The organism is Pseudohaemophilus paraphrohaemolyticus (assembly GCF_003253115.1).
In the GTDB taxonomy this organism is placed as follows: domain Bacteria; phylum Pseudomonadota; class Gammaproteobacteria; order Enterobacterales; family Pasteurellaceae; genus Haemophilus_A; species Haemophilus_A paraphrohaemolyticus_A.
In genome coordinates this window covers 91,196-114,257 of the sequence record NZ_QEQF01000004.1, presented here as the reverse complement: position 1 = coordinate 114,257, position 23,062 = coordinate 91,196, and the positions used below count along the sequence as shown (strand labels likewise).

The following is a 23,062-nucleotide window of genomic DNA, read 5'->3' as shown; positions in this document are numbered from 1 at the left end:
AAAGTAAATAGCGGAGGGCATATGAATAGATTAGATTTCCGCTGTTTTCATTGTGATAAGCCGCTGGCGATAGTGCATCACGGCTTTTGTAGCCGCTGCGTCAAGCTTTTAGCACGTTCGCCTTATTGCGGGCATTGTGGCAGCTTGTTGGCGGAAAATGCACTATCTTGCGGCGAATGTCTGCAAAATGAGCCCAAATGGCAGCGAATGGTGCAAATTTCTGTCTATAAAAAACCGCTTACAGATTGGATTCATCGCTTTAAATTTCATCAGCAATATTGGTTGGATCAACCATTAGCAAGGCTGTTGTTATTAGCCGTAAAACAGGCTCAACGGGAGCATGGTTTGGCTCTCCCAGAGGCCATTTTGCCCGTGCCACTTTTTTGGCAGCGCCATTGGCGGCGAGGCTATAATCAATCGGAGTTGATCGCTCGGCATCTTTCTCAATGGTTGGATATTCCACTTGATACGCAAAGCCTTAGCCGTATTCGGCATACCGCTTCACAGCGTGAATTGACTGCACAAGAACGGCGTTTGAACCTGAAAAACGCCTTTTGTTTTAAGCCACAAGCGGGCACTTTTTACGAGCGAATTGCAATCGTGGATGATGTCGTGACCACAGGCTCAACGCTCAATGCGATTTGTCGCGAGATTAAACGTGCAGGCGTGAAAGAAGTCCAAGTTTGGACGTTAGCAAGAGCCTAGCTTTTCAACCTCTCAAAATAATCTACAATCGCTTCCACCGCTATTCTCACTTTTTCCGACTGCACCCGCTGAAGTGTCACTAAATACATCGGATTCTTCGGCAATTCCCATTCGGGCAGAAGTTGTACCAACGTGCCATCAGCAAGCTCTTTTTCTATCTCAAGGATAGGCTGAATGGAAATTCCTAAGCCTTGTAGCGTTAAGTCTCGGCTTGCCAAAAGTGTATTGGTTTTAATACGATAGTTAGGTTTAATATGAGCTTTGCCTAAAGGGCTAGAAAATTGTAAATAGTCGGGATCAAGTGAAGCAAAATAAATCCAATCCAATTGATACAGCTCATCGGGCGTTTGTGGCAAAAAATGCTTTTTGAGGTAATCTTTATGTGCCACGATAGCCAATTTCACATCATAAATATGGCGAGCGATCATATTGTCTTCCAATGAACGCGTGCCGATACGTAAGGCGATGTCTATCCTTTCTTCAATTAAATCAACCGCTTCATCCTTAAAAGAAAGATCCATGTTGAAATCAGCATGTTCTTCCAGAATTAATTTTAAGGCTTGAATAAACGGAGAACGGGTTAAACCTGAAGGGCAAGAAATTCTGAGCGTACCTATCGGAGAAGATCGCAACAGTTCGACGCTTTTCATCGCATTTTCAGCACTTTTATGCATTTGGCTGGCATGTTGATAAAAGGCTTCACCTGCTTCTGTAAGCGATATTTTGCGGGTGGTGCGATTTAATAATTTAATTTTGAGTTGCTGTTCTAGCTTTTGGATCGACTGGGTAATTGCAGATGGGGTCATCGCCAACTTTTCTGCTGCAGCTTGCATTGAACCTTGTTCAATCACGGTCACAAAAACCGACATCGCTTTAAAATCATTCATCTTACGTATTTTATATTATTAAGCTGAGCTAAAAAGTTTATTTAGAAAAAGTGGAATGATCAAGCAGAAAGATTCAATTACAATGTACGCCATATTTTTGTTACATTTCTTTAACTTTAGATAGGAAAAATGATGAATCAAGCATTTGAAAAATTCGAAAAACTTAGCCCAGTAGTATTTTTATTAGCACGAGTGGTTATCGGCTATATGTTCTTATTACACGGTACAGCGAAATTCTTTGAATTTCCCTTCTCAATGACAGGAGGAAACGGTAGTGTTCCTCTGTTCTCAATGTATGGGGTAGGCGGCATCTTAGAAATCGGCGGCGGCTTATTATTAGCATTAGGCTTATTCACTCGCCCCATTTCATTCTTGTTAGCAGGTCAAATGGCATATGCATATTTCTTTATGCATATGACACCAGAAACGGTATTAGATCCGTTATCAAACAAAGGCGAAATAGCAATTATGTATTGTATGGCATTCTTACTTTTCTTAGTGAAAGGTGCAGGTTCTTTATCATTAGATGCAAAATTAGCGAATAAATAGACCGCTTGTAATAAACAGACGCTTCCGAAAGGGAGCGTTTTTTTATACGTTTCTTCGTTCTCAACTTCTCCTGTTTCCTCACAAGATGAGAGAGTAAAAAATAAACTCTTCCTTTCTTTATAATTTCATTAAAATCCCTCTTGTATTAAAGTGAATAAAAATGAAAAATAAATGCATAATTTTTCAATATTAAAATTTCTTTATAAGAAAGTGTTATTTGAAGGCAACCGTTTGCTTTGCTAGAATAGCTTAATTTTTCAACTCACAACAGTAGGAGTACACATTATGGCATTTAATCTCAAAAACAGACATTTACTCAGTTTAGTAAACCACACCGAACGTGAAATTAAGTATTTGTTAGATTTATCACGCGATTTAAAACGTGCGAAATATGCTGGCACAGAGCAGCCTCGTTTAAAAGGTAAAAATATTGCGTTAATTTTTGAGAAAACCTCCACCCGTACTCGCTGTGCATTTGAGGTGGCAGCTTACGATCAAGGTGCACACGTGACTTACATCGACCCAACGTCTTCACAAATTGGGCATAAAGAATCGATGAAAGATACCGCTCGCGTATTGGGTAGAATGTATGATGCGATTGAATATCGTGGCTTTAAACAATCAGTTGTCAATGAGTTAGCAGAATATGCGGGCGTACCAGTATTCAATGGCTTAACTGATGAATTCCACCCAACACAAATGCTTGCCGATGTGCTAACAATGATTGAAAACTGCGAAAAACCATTGAGCCAAATTAGCTACGTCTATATCGGTGATGCACGTAACAATGTGGGGAATTCACTCTTGTTAATTGGGGCGAAACTCGGGATGGATGTGCGTATCTGTGCACCAAAAGCATTGTTACCAGAAGATTCGCTGGTTGAAATGTGTCAAAAATTTGCGGCAGAATCGGGCGCTCGAATTACGGTAACCGACGATATTGATACAGCAGTGAAAGGTGTGGATTTCGTGCATACTGATGTGTGGGTTTCAATGGGTGAGCCGTTAGAAACGTGGGGCAAACGTATTGATATGTTGATGCCTTATCAAGTGACCCCTGAGTTGATGAAACGTACGGGCAACCCGAAAGTGAAATTTATGCACTGCTTGCCTGCGTTCCACAATAGCGAAACCAAAATTGGTAAGCAAATTGCAGAAAAATACCCCGCTTTGGCAAATGGTATTGAAGTAACAGAAGATGTGTTTGAATCACCAGCAAATGTGGCATTCGAACAAGCAGAAAACCGTATGCATACAATTAAAGCGGTGATGGTGGCGAGTTTGGCGTAAGGGGAAGAAAAATGAAAATCGTAGTTGCTCTAGGTGGCAATGCATTATTAAAACGTGGCGAGCCGATGACGGCACAAAATCAAGCAGCGAATATTCGCGTCGCAGCAGAACAGCTTGCTAAAATCAAATCCAATAATGAGCTTGTGATTTCACATGGCAACGGGCCACAAGTGGGGTTACTTGCGTTACAACACGCAGCTTATTACGCTCAAGATGCGAAAATTGAGCCCTATCCGTTAGATATTTTAGTTTCACAAACCGTGGGAATGATTGGTTATATGTTACAACAAGAATTAACCAACCTAATTCCTCAACACCCAACGCAAACCTTCGTGACTCAAGTGATTGTTGATAAACACGATCCTGCGTTTACTAAACCAAGTAAACCGATTGGCCAGGTGTATAGCCAAGCGGAAGCGGAAAAATTAGCTGCGGAAAAAGGCTGGACGGTAATGGCTGACGGACAATATTTCCGCCGTGCTGTACCAAGCCCGAAACCTGTCGGTGTGACTGGCATTGAAGCGGTGAAAGCATTACTCGCACAAGATCAAATCGTGATTTGTGGCGGAGGTGGTGGTGTGCCAAGTTTCCGCAATGAAAAAGGCGAATTACAAGGCGTGGAAGCTGTGGTTGATAAAGACTTAGCGACCGCCGTAATTTCAGAAAACTTGAATGCTGATTTATTTATTATTGCCACCGATGTGGATGCTGTTTGTGTTGATTTCCAAAAACCGACCCAACGCAAAATTGCTAAAGGCAGCCCAGAGGCACTTGAAGCCTTAGCTTCCGAATTCGCCCCAGGTTCAATGGGACCAAAAGTACAGGCAGTAATCAACTTCGTTAAAGCGACAGGCAAAGATGCGGCGATCGGCTCACTTGCCCAGATTCAAGATATTGTAGCAGGCAAAGCGGGAACTCGCGTGACAAAGTGTGTTGAAGGCGTAGAGTTTTACTAATTGCTAAGCGTTCATAAAGCGGTTGAATTTATTGTAGATTTTGCAAAATTTACATAAAATTTAACCGCTTATTTTTTATAGAAAAAGACTATGATTGAACATATTATCGAAACTGACTTCGATCGTTTATTCGAAATTGAACAACAAGCACATATTATACCTTGGTCAAAAGGCACGTTGTTGAATAACCAAGGTGAGCGTTATTTAAACCTAAAATTGCTTGAACAAGGCAAAATTGTTGGTTTTGCCATTTGTAATGTCGTGTTGGATGAAGCTACGCTATTTAATATTGCAGTCGATCCCACCGAGCAAGGTAAAGGCTATGGCAAAGTATTATTGCAAGGGTTAATTGAAGAATTAGGCAAAAAAGGTGTGCTCACGCTTTGGCTTGAGGTGCGGGAATCCAATACTAAAGCTCAACAGTTTTATACGAAATTAGGCTTTAATGAGGTCACTGTTCGTAAAAACTATTACCCATTGCCCGATGGAAAAAAAGAGAATGCCATCGTGATGGCGTTGTATTTATAACCAATTTGGCGTATAAAGTAAGAACAATTTTCTATTCAAGCAGTCGAAAAAGTAAAATATTTTACGAGTTGAGTAGTCAAATTATTTTCTTTTATCGAAGAAAATAAAGCATTATTTGATCTATATTCATAAAATCTAATCAAAAAATGGTATAATCAAGCCGTTTTTATATTTTAAAATTTGATTAAAAAGAGGAACTCACTATGTCAGTTATCAAAATGGCAGACCTTGATTTAGCAGGTAAACGCGTATTTATCCGTGCGGATTTAAACGTTCCAGTTAAAGAGGGCAAAGTTACTTCAGATGCACGTATTCGTGCAACTATCCCTACATTAAAATTAGCGTTAGAAAAAGGTGCTAAAGTGATGGTAACTTCACACTTAGGGCGTCCAACTGAAGGCGTGTTTGAAGAGAAAGATTCTCTACAACCTGTCGTTGATTACTTAAATGCATCAGATTTAGGTGTGCCAGTACGTTTAGTGCGCGACTACTTAGATGGCGTGGATGTAAAAGACGGCGAAATCGTTGTGCTTGAAAACGTACGCGTGAACAAAGGTGAGAAGAAAAACGAAGAAGAATTATCTAAAAAATACGCAGCACTTTGTGACGTATTTGTAATGGACGCATTCGGCTCGGCCCATCGTGCTCAAGCTTCAACTCACGGCGTAGCACAATTTGCACCTGTTGCTTGTGCAGGTCCATTATTAGCGGCTGAATTAGACGCATTAGGCAAAGCATTAAAAGAACCACAACGTCCAATGTTGGCAATTGTAGGTGGTTCAAAAGTTTCTACCAAATTAACTGTTTTAGACAGCTTATCAAAAGTAGCTGACCAACTTATTGTGGGTGGCGGTATCGCAAATACTTTCATTGCGGCTGAAGGTCACAATGTAGGTAAATCTTTATACGAAGCAGATTTAATCCCTGAAGCACAGAGCTTATCAAAAGCAACGAATATTCCAGTGCCAGTTGATGTGCGTGTAGGTACAGAATTCTCTGAAACTGCATTTGCAGTTGAAAAAGCGGTAAATGAAGTGGCTGAAAATGAGTCAATCTTCGACATCGGTGATAAATCAGCAGAAGAATTAGCAGCCATTATCCGCAGTGCGAAAACTATTCTTTGGAATGGTCCAGTGGGCGTATTTGAGTTCCCTAACTTCCGTAAAGGGACAGAAATTGTAGCTCAAGCAATCGTTGATGCAACTGCAAACGGTGCATTCTCAATTGCTGGTGGTGGTGATACTTTAGCGGCAATTGATATGTTCGGTATTGCAGATAAAATCTCTTACATCTCAACTGGTGGTGGTGCCTTCTTAGAATTTGTAGAAGGCAAAGTATTACCAGCAGTTGAAATTTTAGAACAACGTGCGAAAGGTTAATTTCTAATTTAATCTCCCTTCTTTGCTAAAGAGGGGGGATCAAAAATCAAATTTTTAACATTTAGAGGAAACAAAAAATGGGTTTATTAGATATTGTTAAACCAGGTGTGGTTACAGGTGACGATGTTCAAAAAATCTTCGCTTATGCAAAAGAACATAACTTTGCAATTCCAGCGGTAAACTGTGTAGGTTCTGACTCTGTAAATGCAGTATTAGAAACAGCTGCGCGTGTTAAAGCACCAGTTATCGTTCAATTCTCAAATGGTGGTGCATCATTCTATGCAGGTAAAGGTATCAAACCAACTTCAGGTGCACGTTCAGATGTTTTAGGTGCAATCGCAGGGGCTAAACACGTTCACGCTCTTGCACAAGAGTACGGTGTGCCTGTTATCCTGCATACAGACCATGCAGCGAAAAAATTATTACCTTGGATCGATGGTTTATTAGATGCAGGCGAAAAACACTTCGCAGAAACAGGTCGTCCATTATTCTCTTCACATATGATCGACTTATCTGAAGAGCCCATGGAAGAAAATATGGCTATCTGCCGTGAATACCTTGCTCGTATGGACAAAATGGGAATGACCCTTGAAATCGAAATCGGTATCACAGGTGGCGAAGAAGATGGCGTAGATAACTCAGATGTTGATGAATCACGTTTATACACTCAGCCAGCAGATGTTTTATACGTTTACGACCAATTAAACCCTGTAAGCCCACGTTTCACCGTTGCAGCAGCATTCGGCAACGTACACGGTGTTTATAAACCAGGTAACGTAAAATTAAAACCATCTATCTTAGGTGCTTCACAAGAGTTCGTTTCTAAAGAACGTAACTTACCTGCAAAATCAATCAACTTCGTATTCCACGGTGGTTCAGGCTCATCTCGCGAAGAAATCCGCGAAGCGATCAGCTACGGTGCAATCAAAATGAACATCGATACTGATACACAATGGGCATCTTGGAACGGTATCTTAAACTTCTACAAAGCGAACGAAGCATACCTACAAGGCCAATTAGGTAACCCAGAAGGCCCTGATTCACCAAACAAAAAATACTACGACCCACGCGTTTGGTTACGTAAAATGGAAGAATCTATGTCTAAACGCTTAGAGCAATCTTTCGAAGACTTAAACTGCGTAAACGTATTATAATTTGTCAACTTTTCGCAAATTTAGACCGCTTGCAAAAGCGGTCTTTTTTATAGTTTTCGAAGCACCATTATTTTCTTTCGTAGGGGCATGTTGCACACGCCCGATTCTTCTTTCTAGAAAGAGTGCCCCTACGAATGTTTTTAATGAATGCAAATTTGATTATCAATTATGGCATTACTAGACATTCAAAACTTAAGCAAACGCTTTATCGAACGTAGCAGCCTTTTCCACAAGTACGATTTCTATGCGGTAAAAGATGCTTCCTTTACCCTAAATCGCCGTGAAACCCTTGCAATTATCGGTGAAAATGGTTCAGGAAAATCCACGCTTGCCAAAATGATCATTGGGCAGGTTGAGCCGACTTCTGGGCAAATCTTATTCCGAAATAAACCGCTTGCTTTTGGTGATTACGCTTTCCGAGCCCAACATATCCGAATGGTGTTTCAAGATCCGAATGATGCGTTTGATCCCAATCACAACATCGGACAGATTTTAGATGCCCCGCTTCGAATGGCAACTCAGCTATCTGAAGAGGCACGTAATGAACGCATTTTCCAAACGCTCAAATTAGTTGGGCTTTATAAAGATCACGTGCTAACCCCCATTTCACTGGCCTCCAACAGTCAAAAACAGCGTGTTGCTCTTGCACGAGCCCTTATTTTAGAACCAGAAATCCTGATTATTGATGATACCTCTAGCACTTTGGATTTCTCAGTCAAAACCCAAATGATCAACTTAATGCTTGAGCTTCAACAACGTCTCGCCCTTTCGTTTATCTACATTGGGCAGCATCTCGGCTTGATCAAACACATCAGCGACAAATTACTCGTGATGCACGAAGGTGAGATTTTAGAATATGGCACAACCAAAGAGGTATTGTTACACCCACAGCACGCGATTACCGAACGCCTTATTGAAAGCCACTTTGGAAAGAAATTAACGATGGAAGCATGGGCGGAGTAATCTTAAGATTTTGATATACTTAACGACCTTTGCTTAAAAGATAACTGGATACAGAATAGAATGTTTGATTCAAAAAATCTCCTTATCATCGACAACCACGACTCTTTTACTTTCAACCTCGTCGATCTACTTCGCCCGCTTTGTCGTGAACTCAATATTCCGATGCAGATTGTGTTTAGCGAGGAATTGGATTTGGATGAAGTAGACAATTTTAGCGATATTCTGATTTCGCCAGGACCTGATGTGCCGCGGGCTTATCCAAATAATTTTGCGATGTTAGAACGTTATTCTCAACGTAAATCTATTTTAGGTGTTTGCTTAGGGCATCAAACCATTGCGGAATTTTTTGGTGGCGAGCTATATAACCTTGCTGAGGTTCGGCACGGGCAACAGCGTCCATTAAACCAGCTTGAAGAGAATCCGCTGTTTAATGGTTTGCCTAAAACCTTCAATATCGGGCTCTATCACTCGTGGGCGATTTCACAAAAGTCTCTTGAAAAAACACCGCTTGTGGCAACTTCAGTTTGCGATCAAGCGGTGTTAATGGCATTCAAACACGCAACTCTGCCAATTTACGGGGTGCAGTTCCACCCCGAATCTTTTATTACCGAGTATGGCAAGGAAATGCTACGTAACTGGCTTATGCGTTAATGCTTAGATATTATTTTAGGTGCTACTTGTGGTACTAAGAAAAAGGCTGGTACGACAGTTATTGCCATCAAAATAAACATATAGCTTGGATTATATTGATAAAGCAAGCCTGAAATAAAAGTGAAAATGGCAACAATGGCGCAGTTTGATAAGCCAAAATAGAGCCCTTGCAGTTTGGCGATTTTCTCGACTTCTTGGCTTGAAATGTAGCGGATCATCGCAAAGTGGGTCATCGCGAAGCTAAATGAGTGCAAACATTGCTCAAAAATAAACAGCGTCGGATCGCTAATGTTTGCCAGTAAAATCCAACGAGAAATGGTGACCGCTGCGGCAATCATCATCAAATAGCGAATTTTAACCTTGCCTAAAAAACGTTTAGCAAGGAAGAACATACAGATTTCAGCTACAACTGCAATGCCCCAAAGTAGACTGATCATCTCCGTTGAAATCCCAAGCGATGACCAATATAGCGTGCTGTAAGTGTAGTAGGCAGCGTGCGAGCCCAGAATGAGCGAAACGGTAATCAGCATTCGGCAAGCGGTCGGTTCTTTGAAAATTTCCCAAGAGCTTGGTGAATTTGTTGCGTGATGTTCACTGTTTTGTTGTAACGCAATTAAAGGCTTGAGTGATTGTCCAAAGGCGAGCAATAACATAAAGCCAGCGAAAATGAAAAGCACCGAGCTTTCACCTAAAAAGCCGACCAAATAGCCGCAACTCAGCGAGCCCACCACAAAGGCGATTGAGCCAAACAAACGCGATTTGCCATAATCTAACCCAACCTGTTGCTGCCAGATGGAAGCAATGCTATCTGCAATCGGAATCGCCCCCGCATTGAATGCGTGGAAAAGCATTAACAACGGGAAGAGTAGCCAAATATTATCCGCAAAGAGAAAAATGAACGGAATAACGGCTAAATTTAGCCAAGTTAAGCCACGAGCGGTTGGAATGAGATGATCGACGTGTTTTACCCGTTGTGAGGCGAGCACACCACCTAAAAAGCGAAAAATATACCCCACGGAGGCGATTAAACCGATCATTTCCGCACCATATCCGTAATGTTTGAGCCAAACAGGCAAAAACGGCAACATCACACCATAAGCACAGAAATAGCCAAAAAAGTTGAAAGATGCCCAGTTAAACGGAGAAAGTTTCATCATAATGATTGCTCCATTTCGGTAGCACGTGAAATAGCCGCTTGCATTGCTTGCTCAATGGTTTCAGCCAAATGTTGTTGTTCGAAAATGTCTAATGCTTTTTCGGTTGTGCCGCCCTTTGAAGTCACATTTTCACGCAATTGTGAAAGAGGAATATCGGGATTAGCTTGCACCAATTTTGCGGCACCAAGCGCGGCTTGTTGCACCAAAAAACGAGCATCTTGAGCAGAAAACCCCATTTTTTCTGCAGAGTGTTGCATTGCTTCCATAAAGCGGAAAAAGTACGCAGGACTAGAACCTGTAAGTGCAATAATCTGATTGATTTTATGCTCTTCATCCACCCAATAACATTGCCCAACGGCAGACATTAACTGCTCCGCCAATTTGCAAGCGGTCGGATTAACCGACGATTTTGCAAATAAGCCCGTTAGACCTTCGCCAATTAATGCAGGCGTATTTGGCATAGTGCGAACGATGTTTTTAGCGGTCGATAAAAGCTGTTCAAGGCGAGCAATAGAAATGCCAGCAGCCACTGAAATCACGGTCTTTTGTGAGAAATCAATATCCACAAATTCAGTGCAAACTTCCGCCATCATTTGTGGTTTTACGGTTAAGATCAGGACTTCAGCCAACTCAACGGCTTCACGATTGGTAAATTGTGTCGCAATACCCATCTCTTGTAATTCATTGCGACGCGTTTTATTGCTCTTGTTGCAAGCGATGATTTGGCTCGCGGGATAACCGCTTTTTAATAAGCCTTGAATGATTGCCCAAGCCATATTGCCTGTGCCAATGAAGGTAAGTTTTGGGTGTTGCATAATCAACTCGCACGAATATTGTCAGGCATTGGATCTTCAATCGGGCGAATGTCGATTTCTGGATTTTCAGGATCCACCTTATCTTCTGATTTTTGCTCTAGTTTTAGCTCATCTTGTTGGGCTTTACGGGCATCTTGAGCAGGTTGCTTTTCTGCTTCTTCGGTTGCGACTTCTGCTACATTTTCAACCGCTTGTGCATTTTTTGTTTCTGGCGTTGATTCTACTTTTACAGGCTCAACAATAGCTTTATCAGGCACGCCAACCACGGGTTGTTTGTGCATTTTTACTTTTTCGTTTACATTTTCTGGCTCAAGATCGACCGCTTGTTCCGTTGTAGCAGTTTTATCTGAAAGCTCAGGACTTGGTTTGCTGTTTTTTTCTTCTAGTAATGGTGAAACAACATTGATTTCATCCGAATCTTCGGGATCGTACTCAGCAATATGGATATTTTGTGAACCATTGGTTTTCTTCACAATTAATTTATGGCTTAAATCTACTTTCGGATCAAGCCAAATGGCTAAAATAGCATCATTAGTCGCTTTATCAAATTCGCCCGTAATCACTTGATTATTCACAATAAAATAACCGCGATCAGCCAATGCAACATAATAAAGCATATCGCCTGGTTTTAAATCGGGTAATGTTTTACGCAAGCGGTCGATTATCACCTCTTGGTTGGAAAGTTTGATCTCTAAACGTGCCCAAGAACGTGCGATAGAAATAGCAAAATCGCGTCCATCCACAGGCTTATCATATTTTAGGCTCAACATAAGCGGACGAATATTGGGTTGATATTCGCCCGTTTCAGTGAAAAGAGAGATGTTGTAAATTTTAAAAGGGCCCCACGTGTAATCTAAATCATTGATTTTCTTCCAATCAGACAGAGCATTGCCACTTAATAGGGTAAATAACAAAGTAAAGAGAGCTTTGTAGCGCATTCTTATTGCCTCTTGAATAGTTGAGTTTGCATTATACCGTTAAATTTTCGGCTTGTCGTAGTAGAAGTAGGTAAAAATTTTGTGATCTAGTTCAAATTTTTGTGATATTTCACTACCAAGTTAAGCCAAAAGGAGTAGGATGAAATTGAATCTATTAATAACCTAATTTAAGGAGTTTACTATGTTTCCTGAATATCGTGATTTGATTACTAAATTGAAAAACGAAGATGCTCATTTCGCTCGTTTATTTGATAAACATAATGAAATCGACCAAAAAATTAAAAACCAAGAAGCGAATATTGAACTCGCCACTCAACAGGAAGTTGAAACTCTTAAAAAAGAAAAATTGAAAATTAAAGATGAGCTTTATGCAATTTTGAGACAATATTCTGCGAAATAGGTTGTTAATTGAACGTTGAAAGGGTTGAATATCAAATATTCAGCCCTTTAATTTTTGATGATAGCTTTGTTTTTATACTTTCAAATCGAAATACTTTATGACCAGAACGAAATAAAATTTAACCATTTGAGTAAAAGAAATGAACTTTTTATTAGAAACATATACTAAGTGTAAGCAATTTATGCAAAATTAACTTTATGGAGTTCTTATGAAAAAATCATTATTAGCCCTTGTTTTAGGTTCAGCATTAGCGTTAACTGCTTGTGATCAAGCTCAAAAAACAGCTGAAAAAGCTCAAGCAGCCGCGACAGAAATGAAACAAACTGCAACAGAAAAAGCAACTGAAGTTAAAGAGACCGCAGTTCAAAAAGCGGCAGAAGTAAAAGATGCAGCAGCAGCTAAAGTTGACGAGGTGAAAGCAGCTGTAACTGAAAAAGCAGCTGATGTAAAAGATACCGCGGCAGCTAAAGTTGAAGAAACCAAAGCTGTAGTAGCAGATAAAGCAGAAGAAGTAAAACAAGCTACAGATGCAATGGCAGATAAAGCGACTGAAAAAGCATCAGAGATGATGAACAAAGTTAGCGAGAAAGTTGATGCCGTAAAAGAAGCGGTTGAATCTAAATAATTTTTTGCCAATTTAGTAAAAATAGAACCTTAAGTCATTTGACTTGAGGTTTTATTTTATCTGCCTCCATCAATCTTGTTTGTTTTCTCTCTATTTTTTGATTATAATTTTACCGCCTCAACGGCAATTCATTCATATATCGCAAGTTTGTGTATAGGAAGTGAAGAAAGCCAATTGTGTTTCTCAATTCTATTTTTCATCGTTATACCTCTCTTGCCAATCATTAACTCTCCAATCATCAACTTTTTTAGGATTTAAGGAATGTTAGAAATTTGGCAACAATTTAAACAAGATTATCTGATTAAATATTGGAACCCTGTGGCAGCGGTGATCGCAGCAGGCTTACTTTCAGCTTACTATTTCGGCGTAACAGGCACATATTGGGCTGTCACAGGGGAATTCACTCGCTGGGGCGGACACGCATTGCAAGCGCTTGGCGTCGATGTTTCCGAGTGGAGCTATTACAAAATCATTGGAATGCAAGGCACTATTTTCACTCGTATTGATGGCGTGATGATTTTGGGCATGTTCGCAGGCTGTATTTCTGCTGCACTTTGGGCGAATAACGTAAAATGGCGTAACCAACCGCATAAACGCCGTATTGTTCAAGCCTTAATTGGCGGTGCATTAGCGGGCTTCGGCGCGCGCTTGGCGATGGGCTGTAACTTAGCCTCACTTTTCACCGGGATTCCACAATTCTCCGTTCATGCGTGGTTCTTTACTATTGCCACTGCAATCGGGACTTACTTTGGGGTAAAAGTCACTCTACTTCCAATGTTTCGTGTAAAATTGCAGCTCAAAAAAGGGGCAGCAAAAATCCAAGAAACCGATCCAAAACAAGCCACACGCCGCTTCCGCATTGGAATGGTAATCTTTTTAGCATATTTGACCGCTTCCCTCTATGTGATGCAATCTTCCATCAAGCTCGGCTTTGCAATGCTTTGTGGCTTAATCTTCGGTTTATTGATTGAACGTGCACAAATCTGCTTTACCTCTGCATTCCGCGATTTATGGGTAACAGGGCGCGCTTATATGGCAAAAGCGATTATCTTCGGGATTATTGTGGGCACTATAGGCGTCTTTTCTTACGTTCAATTAGGCGTTTCTCCTAAAATTATGTGGGCAGGCCCAAATGCGATTATCGGCGGTTTATTATTCGGTTTTGGTATCGTATTAGCAGGTGGCTGCGAAACGGGTTGGATGTATCGCTCTATGGAAGGGCAAGTACACTTTATGTGGGTTGGTGTGGGTAACGTTATCGGCTCAACCTATCTTGCTTACGTATGGGACGATATCGCACCAGCACTCGCCTTAGATTACGACAAACTTAACTTACTCAAAGAGTTTGGTCCTGTTGGCGGCTTGCTCGTTAACTATGGCTTATTAATCGCTTGCTTGGTTGCAGTCGTTTGGTGGGAAAAACGCTTCCTTGCCAAAGCTAAAGCGAAAGTAGCTGCGGCTTCTTGTGGATGTAACTAATCAATACACAACTTCAAATATCAGGAGAACATTATGGCATTTACTGTCGTGCAAAAATTGGATAAAGATCCGAAAGACATCACCCCAGATTACACGTTGGATACCTTAGGCGAACCTTGCCCATACCCTGCAATCGTAATGCTTGAAACGATGCCAGAATTGAAAAAAGGCGAGATTTTAGAGCTATTAAGCGACTGCGCTCAATCGATTAACAATATTCCTGTGGACACTAAAAACCATGGTTATACGTTGTTAAGCGTTGAGCAAGATGGTACGCAGTTGCGTTATTTGATTCAGCGATAATGATATAAAAGGCGAGCTTTGGATTTGCCAGAGCTCACCTTATTTTTAAACTAAAATTATCGCTCGTAATCCTATTCTTTCCTCGCTTTCCATCACATTTTCCAACCGTACTTTCAATCCGTGCAATTCTGCAATGCGCATTACAATCGAAAGCCCTAAGCCGCTGCCTTTTTCATTTTGTCCTGCGGGGCGGTAGAAACGTTGTCCGAGTTTTTTCAAATCATCAGGCTCAACGCCGCCACCGTTGTCTTCCACAATAATTTGGCAAGCTGTCATTTTTACTGAGATTTTTGTACCTTCAGGGCAATATTTGATGGCGTTATCGAGCAAGTTTCTGAGCATTAAGGAAATTAAAATCGGCTGCCCTTGTTTTTCTTTCAACTCCGATTCTTTTTCAAAAGCCAGCGATATTTGGCGTTTTTTCGCCACAAAATAGCGTTCGGCAATCAGCGATTGGATAATACCTTCCCAATCAAGCGATTGAATTTCTTCCAACTCTTGCAAATTATCAAGCTTGGAAAGGGTAAGCAGCTGCTCGATAAGTTGGGATGCTCGGTCAATGCCTTGCGTTAAGTTGGAAAGTGCTTGCTCGCGGAGCTGAGCATTATCACCTGCTAGTTGTGCCACTTCAGCTTGAATACGAAGAGCGGCTAAGGGGCTACGCAATTCGTGGGCGGCATCAGACGTAAAACGGCGCTCGCGTTGCAACATTGTCGAAGTGCGGTCAAAAAATTGGTTTAAATTTTGTACCAGTGGTAGAATTTCCAGAGGCAAAGATTGTGTATTGAGCAGTGAAACATCGCCCGATTTTCTGCCCTGCACTTCTTGGCTTAAGCGTTTAATTGGTTGCAATTCTTTGTGAATGAGCCACGCAAGCACAATAATTAAAATCGGCAGGCTGGCAAACCAGATCCACATCTGCCCGAAAATCATTTCGTTAATCAGATCTTCTCGATATTCCAGCTCTTGCCCAACGGCGATAATCAGATCGCCATTTGACACAGGCTGCCAGAAAATCCGCCATTCATCGTCATCATTAAGCATATAGCCTTTGGCGAAGCCGATTTCGTTATCGAACACAAAATTATCGCCATTACGTCCATCGGTCAGAAGCCGCTTGCCTTGTTTGGAAAAAATCGCAAAGGCAAGGGCATCATCATCATAATTTTTCTTAAATGAATGCGTTTGGATTTTGTTTATATCTTCGGCGTGCTCAAGCAGAATATGGCTTAAATCGGAGTTGGCAAGACGCTCGGCAAACAGAATTTGTTGGACATCAAATACGTCATTTACTTCATTACGCACTTGCCACCAAGCGACAGCGGTGGAAATAAGCCAGACAAAAAGTGCGGTAAAAGAAAGAACGTAAATTAAGCGAAGGGTTAGGCGTTTGTTTTGCATTTTATTTTCCATTTTTGACCGCTTGTGGTTGCTATGCTTGTCCTAACGCATATCCTACGCCGTGTACGGTGCGGATAAACTGCTTACCAAGCTTTTGGCGAAGATTGTAAATATGCACATCTAAGGCACTGCTGCTGATTTCTTCATCCCAAGACGAGAGTTTTTCTTCAATCGCAGCACGTGAGAGCACGCGATCTTTATTGAGCATAAAAAGCTCCAGTAATTTATATTCTCGCGTGGTGAGTGAAATTACCTGATCGTTAAGCGAAACCGCTCGTTGATTGGGATCGAGCTTCACTCCTGCGTGTTCAATCACAGGGTTGTGATGTCCATAACGACGACGAATTAACGCCTGCAAGCGTGCTGCTACTTCCGCCAATGCAAAAGGTTTGCAGAGATAATCATCTGCTCCGTGTTGCAAGCCTTTTACACGTTCATCCAAAGTGTCGCGAGCGGTTAAAATTAGCACGGGCACATCTTGATTGTTCACTCTCCATTGTTGAAGCACGTCTAAGCCATCTAATTTGGGCAAGGTAAGATCTAGCACCACGGCATCGTAAGGCGCAGAAGTCAGCGCATCCAGCCCAGTTTTGCCATCAGTAAACCAATCCACCGCAAAGCCAAGTTGGGTTAAGCCAATCTGTAAACCATTGCCGATCAGGCTATCGTCTTCAATTAGTAAAATTCTCATAGAAATTGACCGCTCTTTTATAGTTAAAAAACAAAAACAGCGAGCTGAGCTCGCTATTTTTTGAGTAAATTATCTTGCTTTTTCAACACGATAAACTTCAAGTTCAGCTTTCTCGAAAGCTTCGTTGTCTAATTTACCGCTAATACGGATTTTATCATTCGGGCCTACATTTAAGCCATTCCAAGCACGACGTTTAATTTCCACTTTAATTTGTGCTGTGCCGTCAGTAAATACGAACTCATCGTCATCGATTTGTTGTGTGATGTTACCCACTAAGGTAATCATTGAGTTATCAGCAGCTTGTAATGCTTGTTTTACGCTAATTGCTGATTGAGTGCCTGATTGGAAGCCACCATTTGGTGTCGTGTTACCATTAAAGCCAGCAAAAGCTGAAGTTGTAGATAAAGCTAAAATAGTTGCTAATGCGAATTTTTTCATAATGTTTTTCCTTTGTTTAACCACCTATAGACGGTGGCATGTTTAGTTTAGTGATTAAGAATATAATTGGTTATATAAAATTAGTTTGCTTTTTCGATGCGTAACACTTCAAGTTCTGCTCTATCAAACATCTCGTTATCTAGTTTACCAAAAATGCGAATTTTATCATTCGGACCTACGTTTAAACCGTTCCACACCTGACGTTCGATTTCAACTTTGATTTGACCAGTACCATCAGTAAACCAGAACTCATCATCATCGATTTGTTGTGTAATGTTACCCACTAAGGTAATCATCGAATTATCTGCTGCAGACATGGCTTGTTTTACGCTAATTGCTGCAGGTGCAGCTTGTTGGAAACCGCCTGTTTGTGTGTTATTGCTATTAAAGTCGGCGAATGCGGAAGCAGTTGTTAAAGCGAATAAGGTTGCTAATGCGAATTTTTTCATAATGTTTTCCTTTTTAAGTTATTTTCTCAAGCAGTATTGCTTTGATGTGTGTATTAAACCAAAGAAATCTTAAGAAAAAGTTAAGAAGCTGTTAATTTTTTAAATTTTTTACCAAACTACGTTTTATTACTATCTTGAACAAGAAGAAGTAGATTTACACCAACACGCATTTAAATGATCATCGACTAATCCCATGGATTGCATAAAAGCATAGCAGATGGTTTCTCCTACAAACACAAAGTTTTTTTTCTTAAGTGCTTTTGACATTGCAAATGATGTTGCGGTTTTAGCGGGAATGCTCGCTGAATTTGGCACATCGTTAATTTGCGGTTTTCCATCTACAAATGACCAGATAAATTGGCTGAAATCTTCTCCACTCGCTTTCATCTCAATATAAGCTCGAGCATTTTTTACAATTGCTTCAAGCTTTTTACGATGGCGGATTAAACCGCTATTTTCCATTAATTTATCAATATCTACTGCTTGCATCTGAGCGATTTTATGCGGATCAAAGTTGAAAAAGGCTTGGCGATAATTTTCCCGCTTCTTTAATACAGTGATCCACGAAAGTCCTGCTTGTTGCCCTTCTAGGCAAAGTTTTTCAAATAGCTTTTGGCTGTCAAATTCAGGTTTCCCCCATTCGGTATCGTGGTAGTGAGTGTAAATTTCGCTACCATCAACCCAATCACAACGAATTACTTGAGAATGATCCATTTTTTATCTTTTATTCTTTAAGTAAAGTGTTGATAAAAATTGACCGCTTGAGCAAGCGGTCATATTCATAAAATTTTTTGTTACTGTCTTGGCAAATAACGTGTTGGGTCGATAGACTTCCCTTTGTAACGAATTTCAAAGTGAAGTTTGTTTGAGCTTGTGCCTGTGCTACCCATTGTTGCGATTTTTTGACCTGCTTTCACATTATCTTGCTCATCCACCAAGATGCGGTCGTTATGAGCATATGCACTTAAGAAGTCATCATTATGTTTGATGATAATTAAGTTACCGTAACCTTCCAATGCGTTACCTGCATAAACGACTTTACCATCCGCTGCTGAGCGAACATCCTGCCCTTTTTGCCCTGCAATATCGATCCCTTTATTACCACCTTCAGAGTTTGAAAAGCCTTGAACAATACGCCCTGCAGTTGGTGAAACCCATCTAATTGATGATGCTGGTGCTGCCACCGTGCTTTGTGTGCTTGCGGTAGTTGCTCTAACTTGCGGCTGAGCTTGTTGTTCAACTGTTGCTGTTGTTGCTACAACAGTAGGAGTAGAGCTAGTAACATTTCCTGCAGAAGCTTGAATAGTCGGTTTTACAGCTGTATTTGCAGAGCCTACACCCGCTTTTACAGGTCCTGTAATTTCACCTTCAGAGGAATAAACTGTGCCATTCGCCCCTTGTTGGTAGGTTACTTTTGGTTGAACTGGCACGGTTACGGTTTCTTCAACAGTCACAGTTTCCGTACTTGCTTTACCTGTTTTGAGTTTTTGTCCAACGGTCAATTGATATGGCTCACTCATATTGTTAAGTGTCGCGATCTCTTTAACATCTTTACCGACTACATAAGCAATTAAGAACATGGTATCACCTTTGCGAACGGTATAAGTTGAGCCGTCATAAAAGCCTTTTTGGATTTGGCTGTAAATGGGAGCATTGTTCGCATCGCGTGGGATCTCAAAGTTTTGATCGACTTTTTTCTCAACCGTTTTGGTTTTTTTTACCACTTTTGTGGTTGTTTTTGGCTGCTCAGGCTGTGCTGTAATAACAGGGTTTTGCACCGCTGCTGGTTGATAGCTTGGTGTCGAAACTGTCGGGGTACTCATTGTGCTTGGCATATTGACCGGTTGAATATCTGCCGCTTGCCAACCCATATTATTATTTGCACCAGTGCCAGCTACAGGTTGCATTACCCCTGGCGAAAGCTCACTGCTGCCAGAAGCATTGACTACTGGGGCTGGAGAATTAGACGAACAAGCGGTCAAAATGCTTGCGGTAAGTGGCAAAAGTAAAAAATGCTTTTTCATTATCAATCCTTTTTCTTTATTCTTATTTATGTTTATTTTGCTGTCGCTTTCATCGAGTCAGGCATCGGTGCTGTTTGAAAATCGCCCCAGCTAAAGCTGCCGTTCGTTGCACCTGAGCCATCCACAGGTTGCATTAAACCTGGTGATAATTCATTCGGATCAGTCACTTTTTCCGCGCTGCAAGCGGTTAAGAATGCACAAGAAAGTGCAAATAACATCACTTTTTTCATCATAAAATCCTATTAACGCACTCGTAGCGTTTGACCAACTTTTAATTTCGTCGTCGTACTAATATTATTTAATGCGGCAATCTCAGCTGGGGTTTTACCTGCAAGGAAAGAAACGAAATAGAGCGTATCTTGCGGGCCAACGGTAATGGTGCTATCCGTGTAGCAGCCTTTGGTCATTTGAGCATAAATCGGTGTGCCTGCTGCATCGCGAACCACTTGACAGTTGCCGATGCTGTCTGATGAACCGTAACTTGCGTTATTGTTATAGCTTGGCGCTGTTGCTACAGGTTTTGCCGTTACAGGTGCTGGTGTGTAGCTCGGTTGTGAAATTGGTTGGTTCATTCCGTTTGGCATTGAAGTTGGTTGAATATCTGCTGGTTGCCAAGTGCCACCATTTGGCAGGGTATCTGATGAACTTTCGCTAACTTCTGCTGAATTATTTGAACTACAAGCCGTTAATGCAAATGCTGCTACAAACGGTAATAAAAGGAATGATTTTTTCATATTGGAATCCTGTTTTATTTAGTTAACTGATAAATAGTATAAGCGACTACAGCCAAGGCAATTGTACCCCAGCCAATCAATTCGATCGAACGACGGATTTTATCCGCATATTTTTCACCGCCCCACGCGGAGAGCTTCGCCACTAAAATAAAGCGAGCAAAGCGGGAAACAGCGGCAGTAATCACAAACGGGAAGAACACCATTTGCATTACGCCCGCACAAATGGTGAATACTTTATACGGAATAGGAGAGAAACCTGCCAAGAAAACCACTGCTACGCCCCAAACTTCAAACCACGCTTTTGCTTGGTCAAAACTGGCTTGCATTCCCCAATCTGCGATTAACGATTGCACCCACTCGAACGCATAAAGTCCAATAAAGTAGCCAATCATTCCGCCAAGCACGGAGGCTACGGTGGTGTAAACCGCGTATTTAAATGCATTTTGCGGTTTTGCCATTGACATGGGAATTAACATCACATCGGGCGGAATTGGGAAGAAAATCGCTTCAATAAAGCTCACGAAGCTGAGCCAATAAGCCGCGTAAGTGTGCTTCGACCACGCCATCGTTTTGTCGTAGATTGTACCAAATAATTGCATAAAATTTGTTAGCCTTTAAAAGATTTGTTAGAGAATTTTTTGTAAATCAGTCAGTGAATGATGTGCGGTCATATCCACTTGTAGTGGAGTAATCGACACGCAATCTTGATTGATGGCATAAAAATCGGTGCCTTCGATTTCATCCACAGCTGTGCCGTTTGCTCCTAGCCAGTAGATTGTGCCACCTCGCGGATCTTCTGTTTTCACAATTTCCGCTGCTTGTGAACGCTTTCCTTGGCGGGTAATCATTGTGCCTTTAAGTGCCTCATATGGGAGATCAGGTACGTTAATATTCAGCACTTCACGATGGGTAATCATCTCGGGTTTAAGTTTTGGTAAGAGTTCCAATACTACACGAGAAGCCGTTTCAAAATGGTTCGAGCCAAACAGATGTCCGTGATGTTTATCCGCTCCTTTTTTACCCACAAGCGAGACCGCCAAGCAAGGTAATGGCAGATGGCGCCCTTCAATAGCGGCTGCTACTGTGCCTGAATAGATAATATCATCGCCCAAATTCGCCCCGTGATTGATACCCGAAATAACCAAATCAAAGTCATTTTCTAGCAAACCATTTAAGGCTAAATGCACGCAATCCGCAGGCGTGCCCGAAGTCACTGCATAGTTAAATTCGTCAAATTTTTGTACACGCAACGGCTCCGTGAGCGTTAAGCAGCTAGAAGCCGCTGAACGGTTGCGATCGGGAGCAATAATGGTGACACGATGACCCGCTTCACGTAATATGCGTGCGAGAGTTTGAATGCCCTCTGCATGAAAGCCATCATCGTTGCTCATTAAAATATTCATAATGTCCTTATTCTTCCTCGTTTAATGTAATAAGCTCACGCACCAATCCCGTTGCGTAACTGCCTGAATTCAAAAAGAATTTTAAACGTAATCCTTCAGGTTCAAACTGCCAACGGAGATCTTGCGGTTTACACAACATCGCACGGCGAGCGGTATTCATTCGCTCTTTTTTCATCAAGCTGATTAAATTTTCGTGCTGTGCAACAATCGCTTTTTCACGCTCATTGCCATTTTGTTCGAGCGAATTTTCGCCAATCAATGGCGCGGTGAGTAAGACATCGTTTTCATCTAAACGTTGCTGTGATTGCATTAAATCTTCCGCTTTCACTTCAAAAAAGCTGTTTGAGCCAGCCAACTGCAGATAATCGCCTAATAACACTGTTTGCATTTGCTGATCGGCAATCCGTTGCGAAATCACTAAATTAAACACTTCCGAACGAGCAGCAGAAAGGTAAAAACTGCGTTTTTTGCGATCTTTTACCGAAATTTCACCGCTTGCCCAGCGTTGTACTTGGGTTAAATTGTGCCCATCACGCCCAAAACGTTGTTCGGTAAAATAATTAGGGAAACCGACCGCTTGTAATTGATTCAAGCGTTGTTTGAGCTCATTGGTTTCCACCACATCACGCAGTAAAAGCTCGAAATGGTTGCCTTCCAAAGCCCCCGTACGGATTTTACGGTTGTGACGGGTGACTTCTAGAATTTCCACGCCTTCACATTCAAAGGTGGAAAAATCAGGCGTTTCTTTGCCCGCTAAATGAAGGCAAAACCATTGTTCCGTCACTGCGTGGCGATCTTTCAAGCCCGCATAGCTCATATTTTTGGCGGAAATGCCTAAAAATTTTGCTAATTGTTCGCCCACAAAAAGGGTATTGGCATTGGTTTTTCGCACTTTCACAGCCACAAATTCGCCTTCGCCTGCGAGCGGATAGCCAAGTTCTTCTCGCACGATAAAATCTGCAAATTCAGCTTTTAATCTGCCTGTTTGTTGTGGTGTGCCTAATAGATAATTGAGTTTCATTTTTTGTCTGTAGGATGGGATTTATCCCACCATTTAATGATATTAAGGTTTAACGGTGGGATAAATCCCACGCTACATTTTATATGATGTAAAACAGCCGTTTGCATTGCTACAAGCGGCTG

28 protein-coding genes are annotated in these 23,062 nt (G+C 41.4%); 13 read left to right on the top strand and 15 right to left on the bottom strand.

Translation table 11 applies throughout. The features are described from left to right. The first annotated feature begins 21 nt into the window (after positions 1–21). Positions 22–705, top strand: a complete 684-nt coding sequence (locus tag DPV92_RS05610) for a phosphoribosyltransferase family protein (protein WP_111354039.1) — start codon at positions 22–24, stop codon at positions 703–705. Here the strand turns inward: DPV92_RS05610 and DPV92_RS05605 are convergent. Beyond that, positions 702–1,592 (bottom strand): LysR family transcriptional regulator, encoded by an 891-nt coding sequence (locus DPV92_RS05605; protein WP_111354038.1) that lies wholly within the window; start codon positions 1,590–1,592, stop codon positions 702–704. The genes DPV92_RS05610 and DPV92_RS05605 overlap by 4 nt on opposite strands. Before the next feature lie 132 nt (positions 1,593–1,724). On the opposite strand from DPV92_RS05605, the gene DPV92_RS05600 reads away from it, so the two are divergent. From DPV92_RS05600 to DPV92_RS05565, 8 genes are all read left to right on the top strand, one after another. After that, positions 1,725–2,141, top strand: coding sequence for a DoxX family protein (locus tag DPV92_RS05600; RefSeq protein WP_111354037.1), 417 nt, complete (start codon positions 1,725–1,727; stop codon positions 2,139–2,141). Between the two features lie 285 nt (positions 2,142–2,426). Further along, positions 2,427–3,431, top strand: a complete 1,005-nt coding sequence (locus DPV92_RS05595) for an ornithine carbamoyltransferase (protein WP_005708293.1) — start codon at positions 2,427–2,429, stop codon at positions 3,429–3,431. Between the two features lie 11 nt (positions 3,432–3,442). Then, a complete protein-coding gene (gene arcC / locus DPV92_RS05590) occupies positions 3,443–4,387 on the top strand; it encodes a carbamate kinase (protein ID WP_111354036.1) in 945 nt (314 codons plus the stop codon). Between the two features lie 90 nt (positions 4,388–4,477). Further along, entirely contained in the window at positions 4,478–4,915 is a 438-nt protein-coding gene (gene rimI, locus DPV92_RS05585; RefSeq protein ID WP_111354035.1) for a ribosomal protein S18-alanine N-acetyltransferase, read from the top strand. 203 nt (positions 4,916–5,118) lie between these two features. After that, positions 5,119–6,294, top strand: coding sequence for a phosphoglycerate kinase (gene pgk / locus DPV92_RS05580; protein ID WP_005708302.1), 1,176 nt, complete (start codon positions 5,119–5,121; stop codon positions 6,292–6,294). Positions 6,295–6,371: 77 nt separating this feature from the next. Beyond that, the gene (fbaA, locus tag DPV92_RS05575) at positions 6,372–7,448 is read left to right on the top strand and encodes a class II fructose-bisphosphate aldolase (RefSeq protein ID WP_111354034.1); all 1,077 of its coding nucleotides are present in this window, start codon (positions 6,372–6,374) and stop codon (positions 7,446–7,448) included. Between the two features lie 168 nt (positions 7,449–7,616). Then, complete coding sequence (locus DPV92_RS05570; protein ID WP_111354033.1) at positions 7,617–8,411, top strand: peptide ABC transporter ATP-binding protein; 795 nt, start codon at positions 7,617–7,619, stop codon at positions 8,409–8,411. Positions 8,412–8,471: 60 nt separating this feature from the next. Beyond that, complete coding sequence (locus DPV92_RS05565) at positions 8,472–9,062, top strand: anthranilate synthase component II (protein WP_111354032.1); 591 nt, start codon at positions 8,472–8,474, stop codon at positions 9,060–9,062. Here the strand turns inward: DPV92_RS05565 and DPV92_RS05560 are convergent. Genes DPV92_RS05560 through DPV92_RS05550 form a run of 3 tightly spaced genes read right to left on the bottom strand, consistent with a single transcriptional unit; the run spans position 9,059 to position 11,972 of the window. Next, on the bottom strand, positions 9,059–10,219 hold the full coding sequence (locus DPV92_RS05560; RefSeq protein WP_111354031.1) for a 3-phenylpropionate MFS transporter: 1,161 nt from the start codon (positions 10,217–10,219) through the stop codon (positions 9,059–9,061). The genes DPV92_RS05565 and DPV92_RS05560 overlap by 4 nt on opposite strands. Then, positions 10,216–11,034, bottom strand: a complete 819-nt coding sequence (proC, locus tag DPV92_RS05555) for a pyrroline-5-carboxylate reductase (protein ID WP_111354030.1) — start codon at positions 11,032–11,034, stop codon at positions 10,216–10,218. The genes DPV92_RS05560 and proC overlap by 4 nt, the downstream gene beginning before the upstream one ends. Before the next feature lie 2 nt (positions 11,035–11,036). Continuing rightward, positions 11,037–11,972, bottom strand: coding sequence for a hypothetical protein (locus DPV92_RS05550; protein ID WP_111354029.1), 936 nt, complete (start codon positions 11,970–11,972; stop codon positions 11,037–11,039). A 181-nt stretch (positions 11,973–12,153) separates the two neighbouring features. Here DPV92_RS05550 and DPV92_RS05545 point away from each other — a divergent pair, with 181 nt between their 5' ends. The 4 genes from DPV92_RS05545 to yedF all read left to right on the top strand — a co-directional run bounded on the left by DPV92_RS05545 (position 12,154) and on the right by yedF (position 14,779). After that, complete coding sequence (locus DPV92_RS05545) at positions 12,154–12,372, top strand: YdcH family protein (RefSeq protein ID WP_005708313.1); 219 nt, start codon at positions 12,154–12,156, stop codon at positions 12,370–12,372. Between the two features lie 208 nt (positions 12,373–12,580). Next, the gene (locus DPV92_RS05540; RefSeq protein ID WP_111354028.1) at positions 12,581–12,997 is read left to right on the top strand and encodes a hypothetical protein; all 417 of its coding nucleotides are present in this window, start codon (positions 12,581–12,583) and stop codon (positions 12,995–12,997) included. A gap of 261 nt (positions 12,998–13,258) precedes the next feature. After that, complete coding sequence (gene yedE, locus DPV92_RS05535) at positions 13,259–14,476, top strand: selenium metabolism membrane protein YedE/FdhT (RefSeq protein WP_111354027.1); 1,218 nt, start codon at positions 13,259–13,261, stop codon at positions 14,474–14,476. 33 nt (positions 14,477–14,509) lie between these two features. Beyond that, positions 14,510–14,779 (top strand): sulfurtransferase-like selenium metabolism protein YedF, encoded by a 270-nt coding sequence (gene yedF, locus DPV92_RS05530; RefSeq protein WP_111354026.1) that lies wholly within the window; start codon positions 14,510–14,512, stop codon positions 14,777–14,779. 45 nt (positions 14,780–14,824) lie between these two features. On the opposite strand, the gene qseC is transcribed toward yedF, so the two are convergent. From qseC to truD, 11 genes are all read right to left on the bottom strand, one after another. Then, entirely contained in the window at positions 14,825–16,180 is a 1,356-nt protein-coding gene (gene qseC, locus DPV92_RS05525) for a quorum sensing histidine kinase QseC (RefSeq protein ID WP_111354086.1), read from the bottom strand. A gap of 31 nt (positions 16,181–16,211) precedes the next feature. Then, positions 16,212–16,871: a response regulator gene (locus DPV92_RS05520; protein ID WP_111354025.1), complete on the bottom strand. Its 660-nt coding sequence runs from the start codon at positions 16,869–16,871 to the stop codon at positions 16,212–16,214. Positions 16,872–16,940: 69 nt separating this feature from the next. Next, positions 16,941–17,309, bottom strand: a complete 369-nt coding sequence (locus DPV92_RS05515) for a YgiW/YdeI family stress tolerance OB fold protein (protein ID WP_111354024.1) — start codon at positions 17,307–17,309, stop codon at positions 16,941–16,943. Positions 17,310–17,389: 80 nt separating this feature from the next. Then, a complete protein-coding gene (locus DPV92_RS05510; protein WP_111354023.1) occupies positions 17,390–17,758 on the bottom strand; it encodes a YgiW/YdeI family stress tolerance OB fold protein in 369 nt (122 codons plus the stop codon). Positions 17,759–17,887: 129 nt separating this feature from the next. Further along, positions 17,888–18,472: a DNA-3-methyladenine glycosylase I gene (locus tag DPV92_RS05505; protein ID WP_111354022.1), complete on the bottom strand. Its 585-nt coding sequence runs from the start codon at positions 18,470–18,472 to the stop codon at positions 17,888–17,890. Positions 18,473–18,552: 80 nt separating this feature from the next. Further along, positions 18,553–19,782 (bottom strand): murein hydrolase activator NlpD, encoded by a 1,230-nt coding sequence (nlpD, locus tag DPV92_RS05500; RefSeq protein WP_111354021.1) that lies wholly within the window; start codon positions 19,780–19,782, stop codon positions 18,553–18,555. A gap of 32 nt (positions 19,783–19,814) precedes the next feature. Continuing rightward, complete coding sequence (locus tag DPV92_RS05495; RefSeq protein WP_404810742.1) at positions 19,815–20,012, bottom strand: hypothetical protein; 198 nt, start codon at positions 20,010–20,012, stop codon at positions 19,815–19,817. A gap of 12 nt (positions 20,013–20,024) precedes the next feature. Continuing rightward, positions 20,025–20,516, bottom strand: coding sequence for a LysM peptidoglycan-binding domain-containing protein (locus tag DPV92_RS05490; RefSeq protein WP_111354019.1), 492 nt, complete (start codon positions 20,514–20,516; stop codon positions 20,025–20,027). Between the two features lie 14 nt (positions 20,517–20,530). Further along, positions 20,531–21,115: a YqaA family protein gene (locus DPV92_RS05485; RefSeq protein ID WP_111354018.1), complete on the bottom strand. Its 585-nt coding sequence runs from the start codon at positions 21,113–21,115 to the stop codon at positions 20,531–20,533. 27 nt (positions 21,116–21,142) lie between these two features. Beyond that, on the bottom strand, positions 21,143–21,919 hold the full coding sequence (gene surE / locus DPV92_RS05480) for a 5'/3'-nucleotidase SurE (protein WP_111354017.1): 777 nt from the start codon (positions 21,917–21,919) through the stop codon (positions 21,143–21,145). 7 nt (positions 21,920–21,926) lie between these two features. Then, positions 21,927–22,940, bottom strand: coding sequence for a tRNA pseudouridine(13) synthase TruD (gene truD / locus DPV92_RS05475; RefSeq protein WP_111354016.1), 1,014 nt, complete (start codon positions 22,938–22,940; stop codon positions 21,927–21,929). Positions 22,941–23,062: the final 122 nt, after the last annotated feature.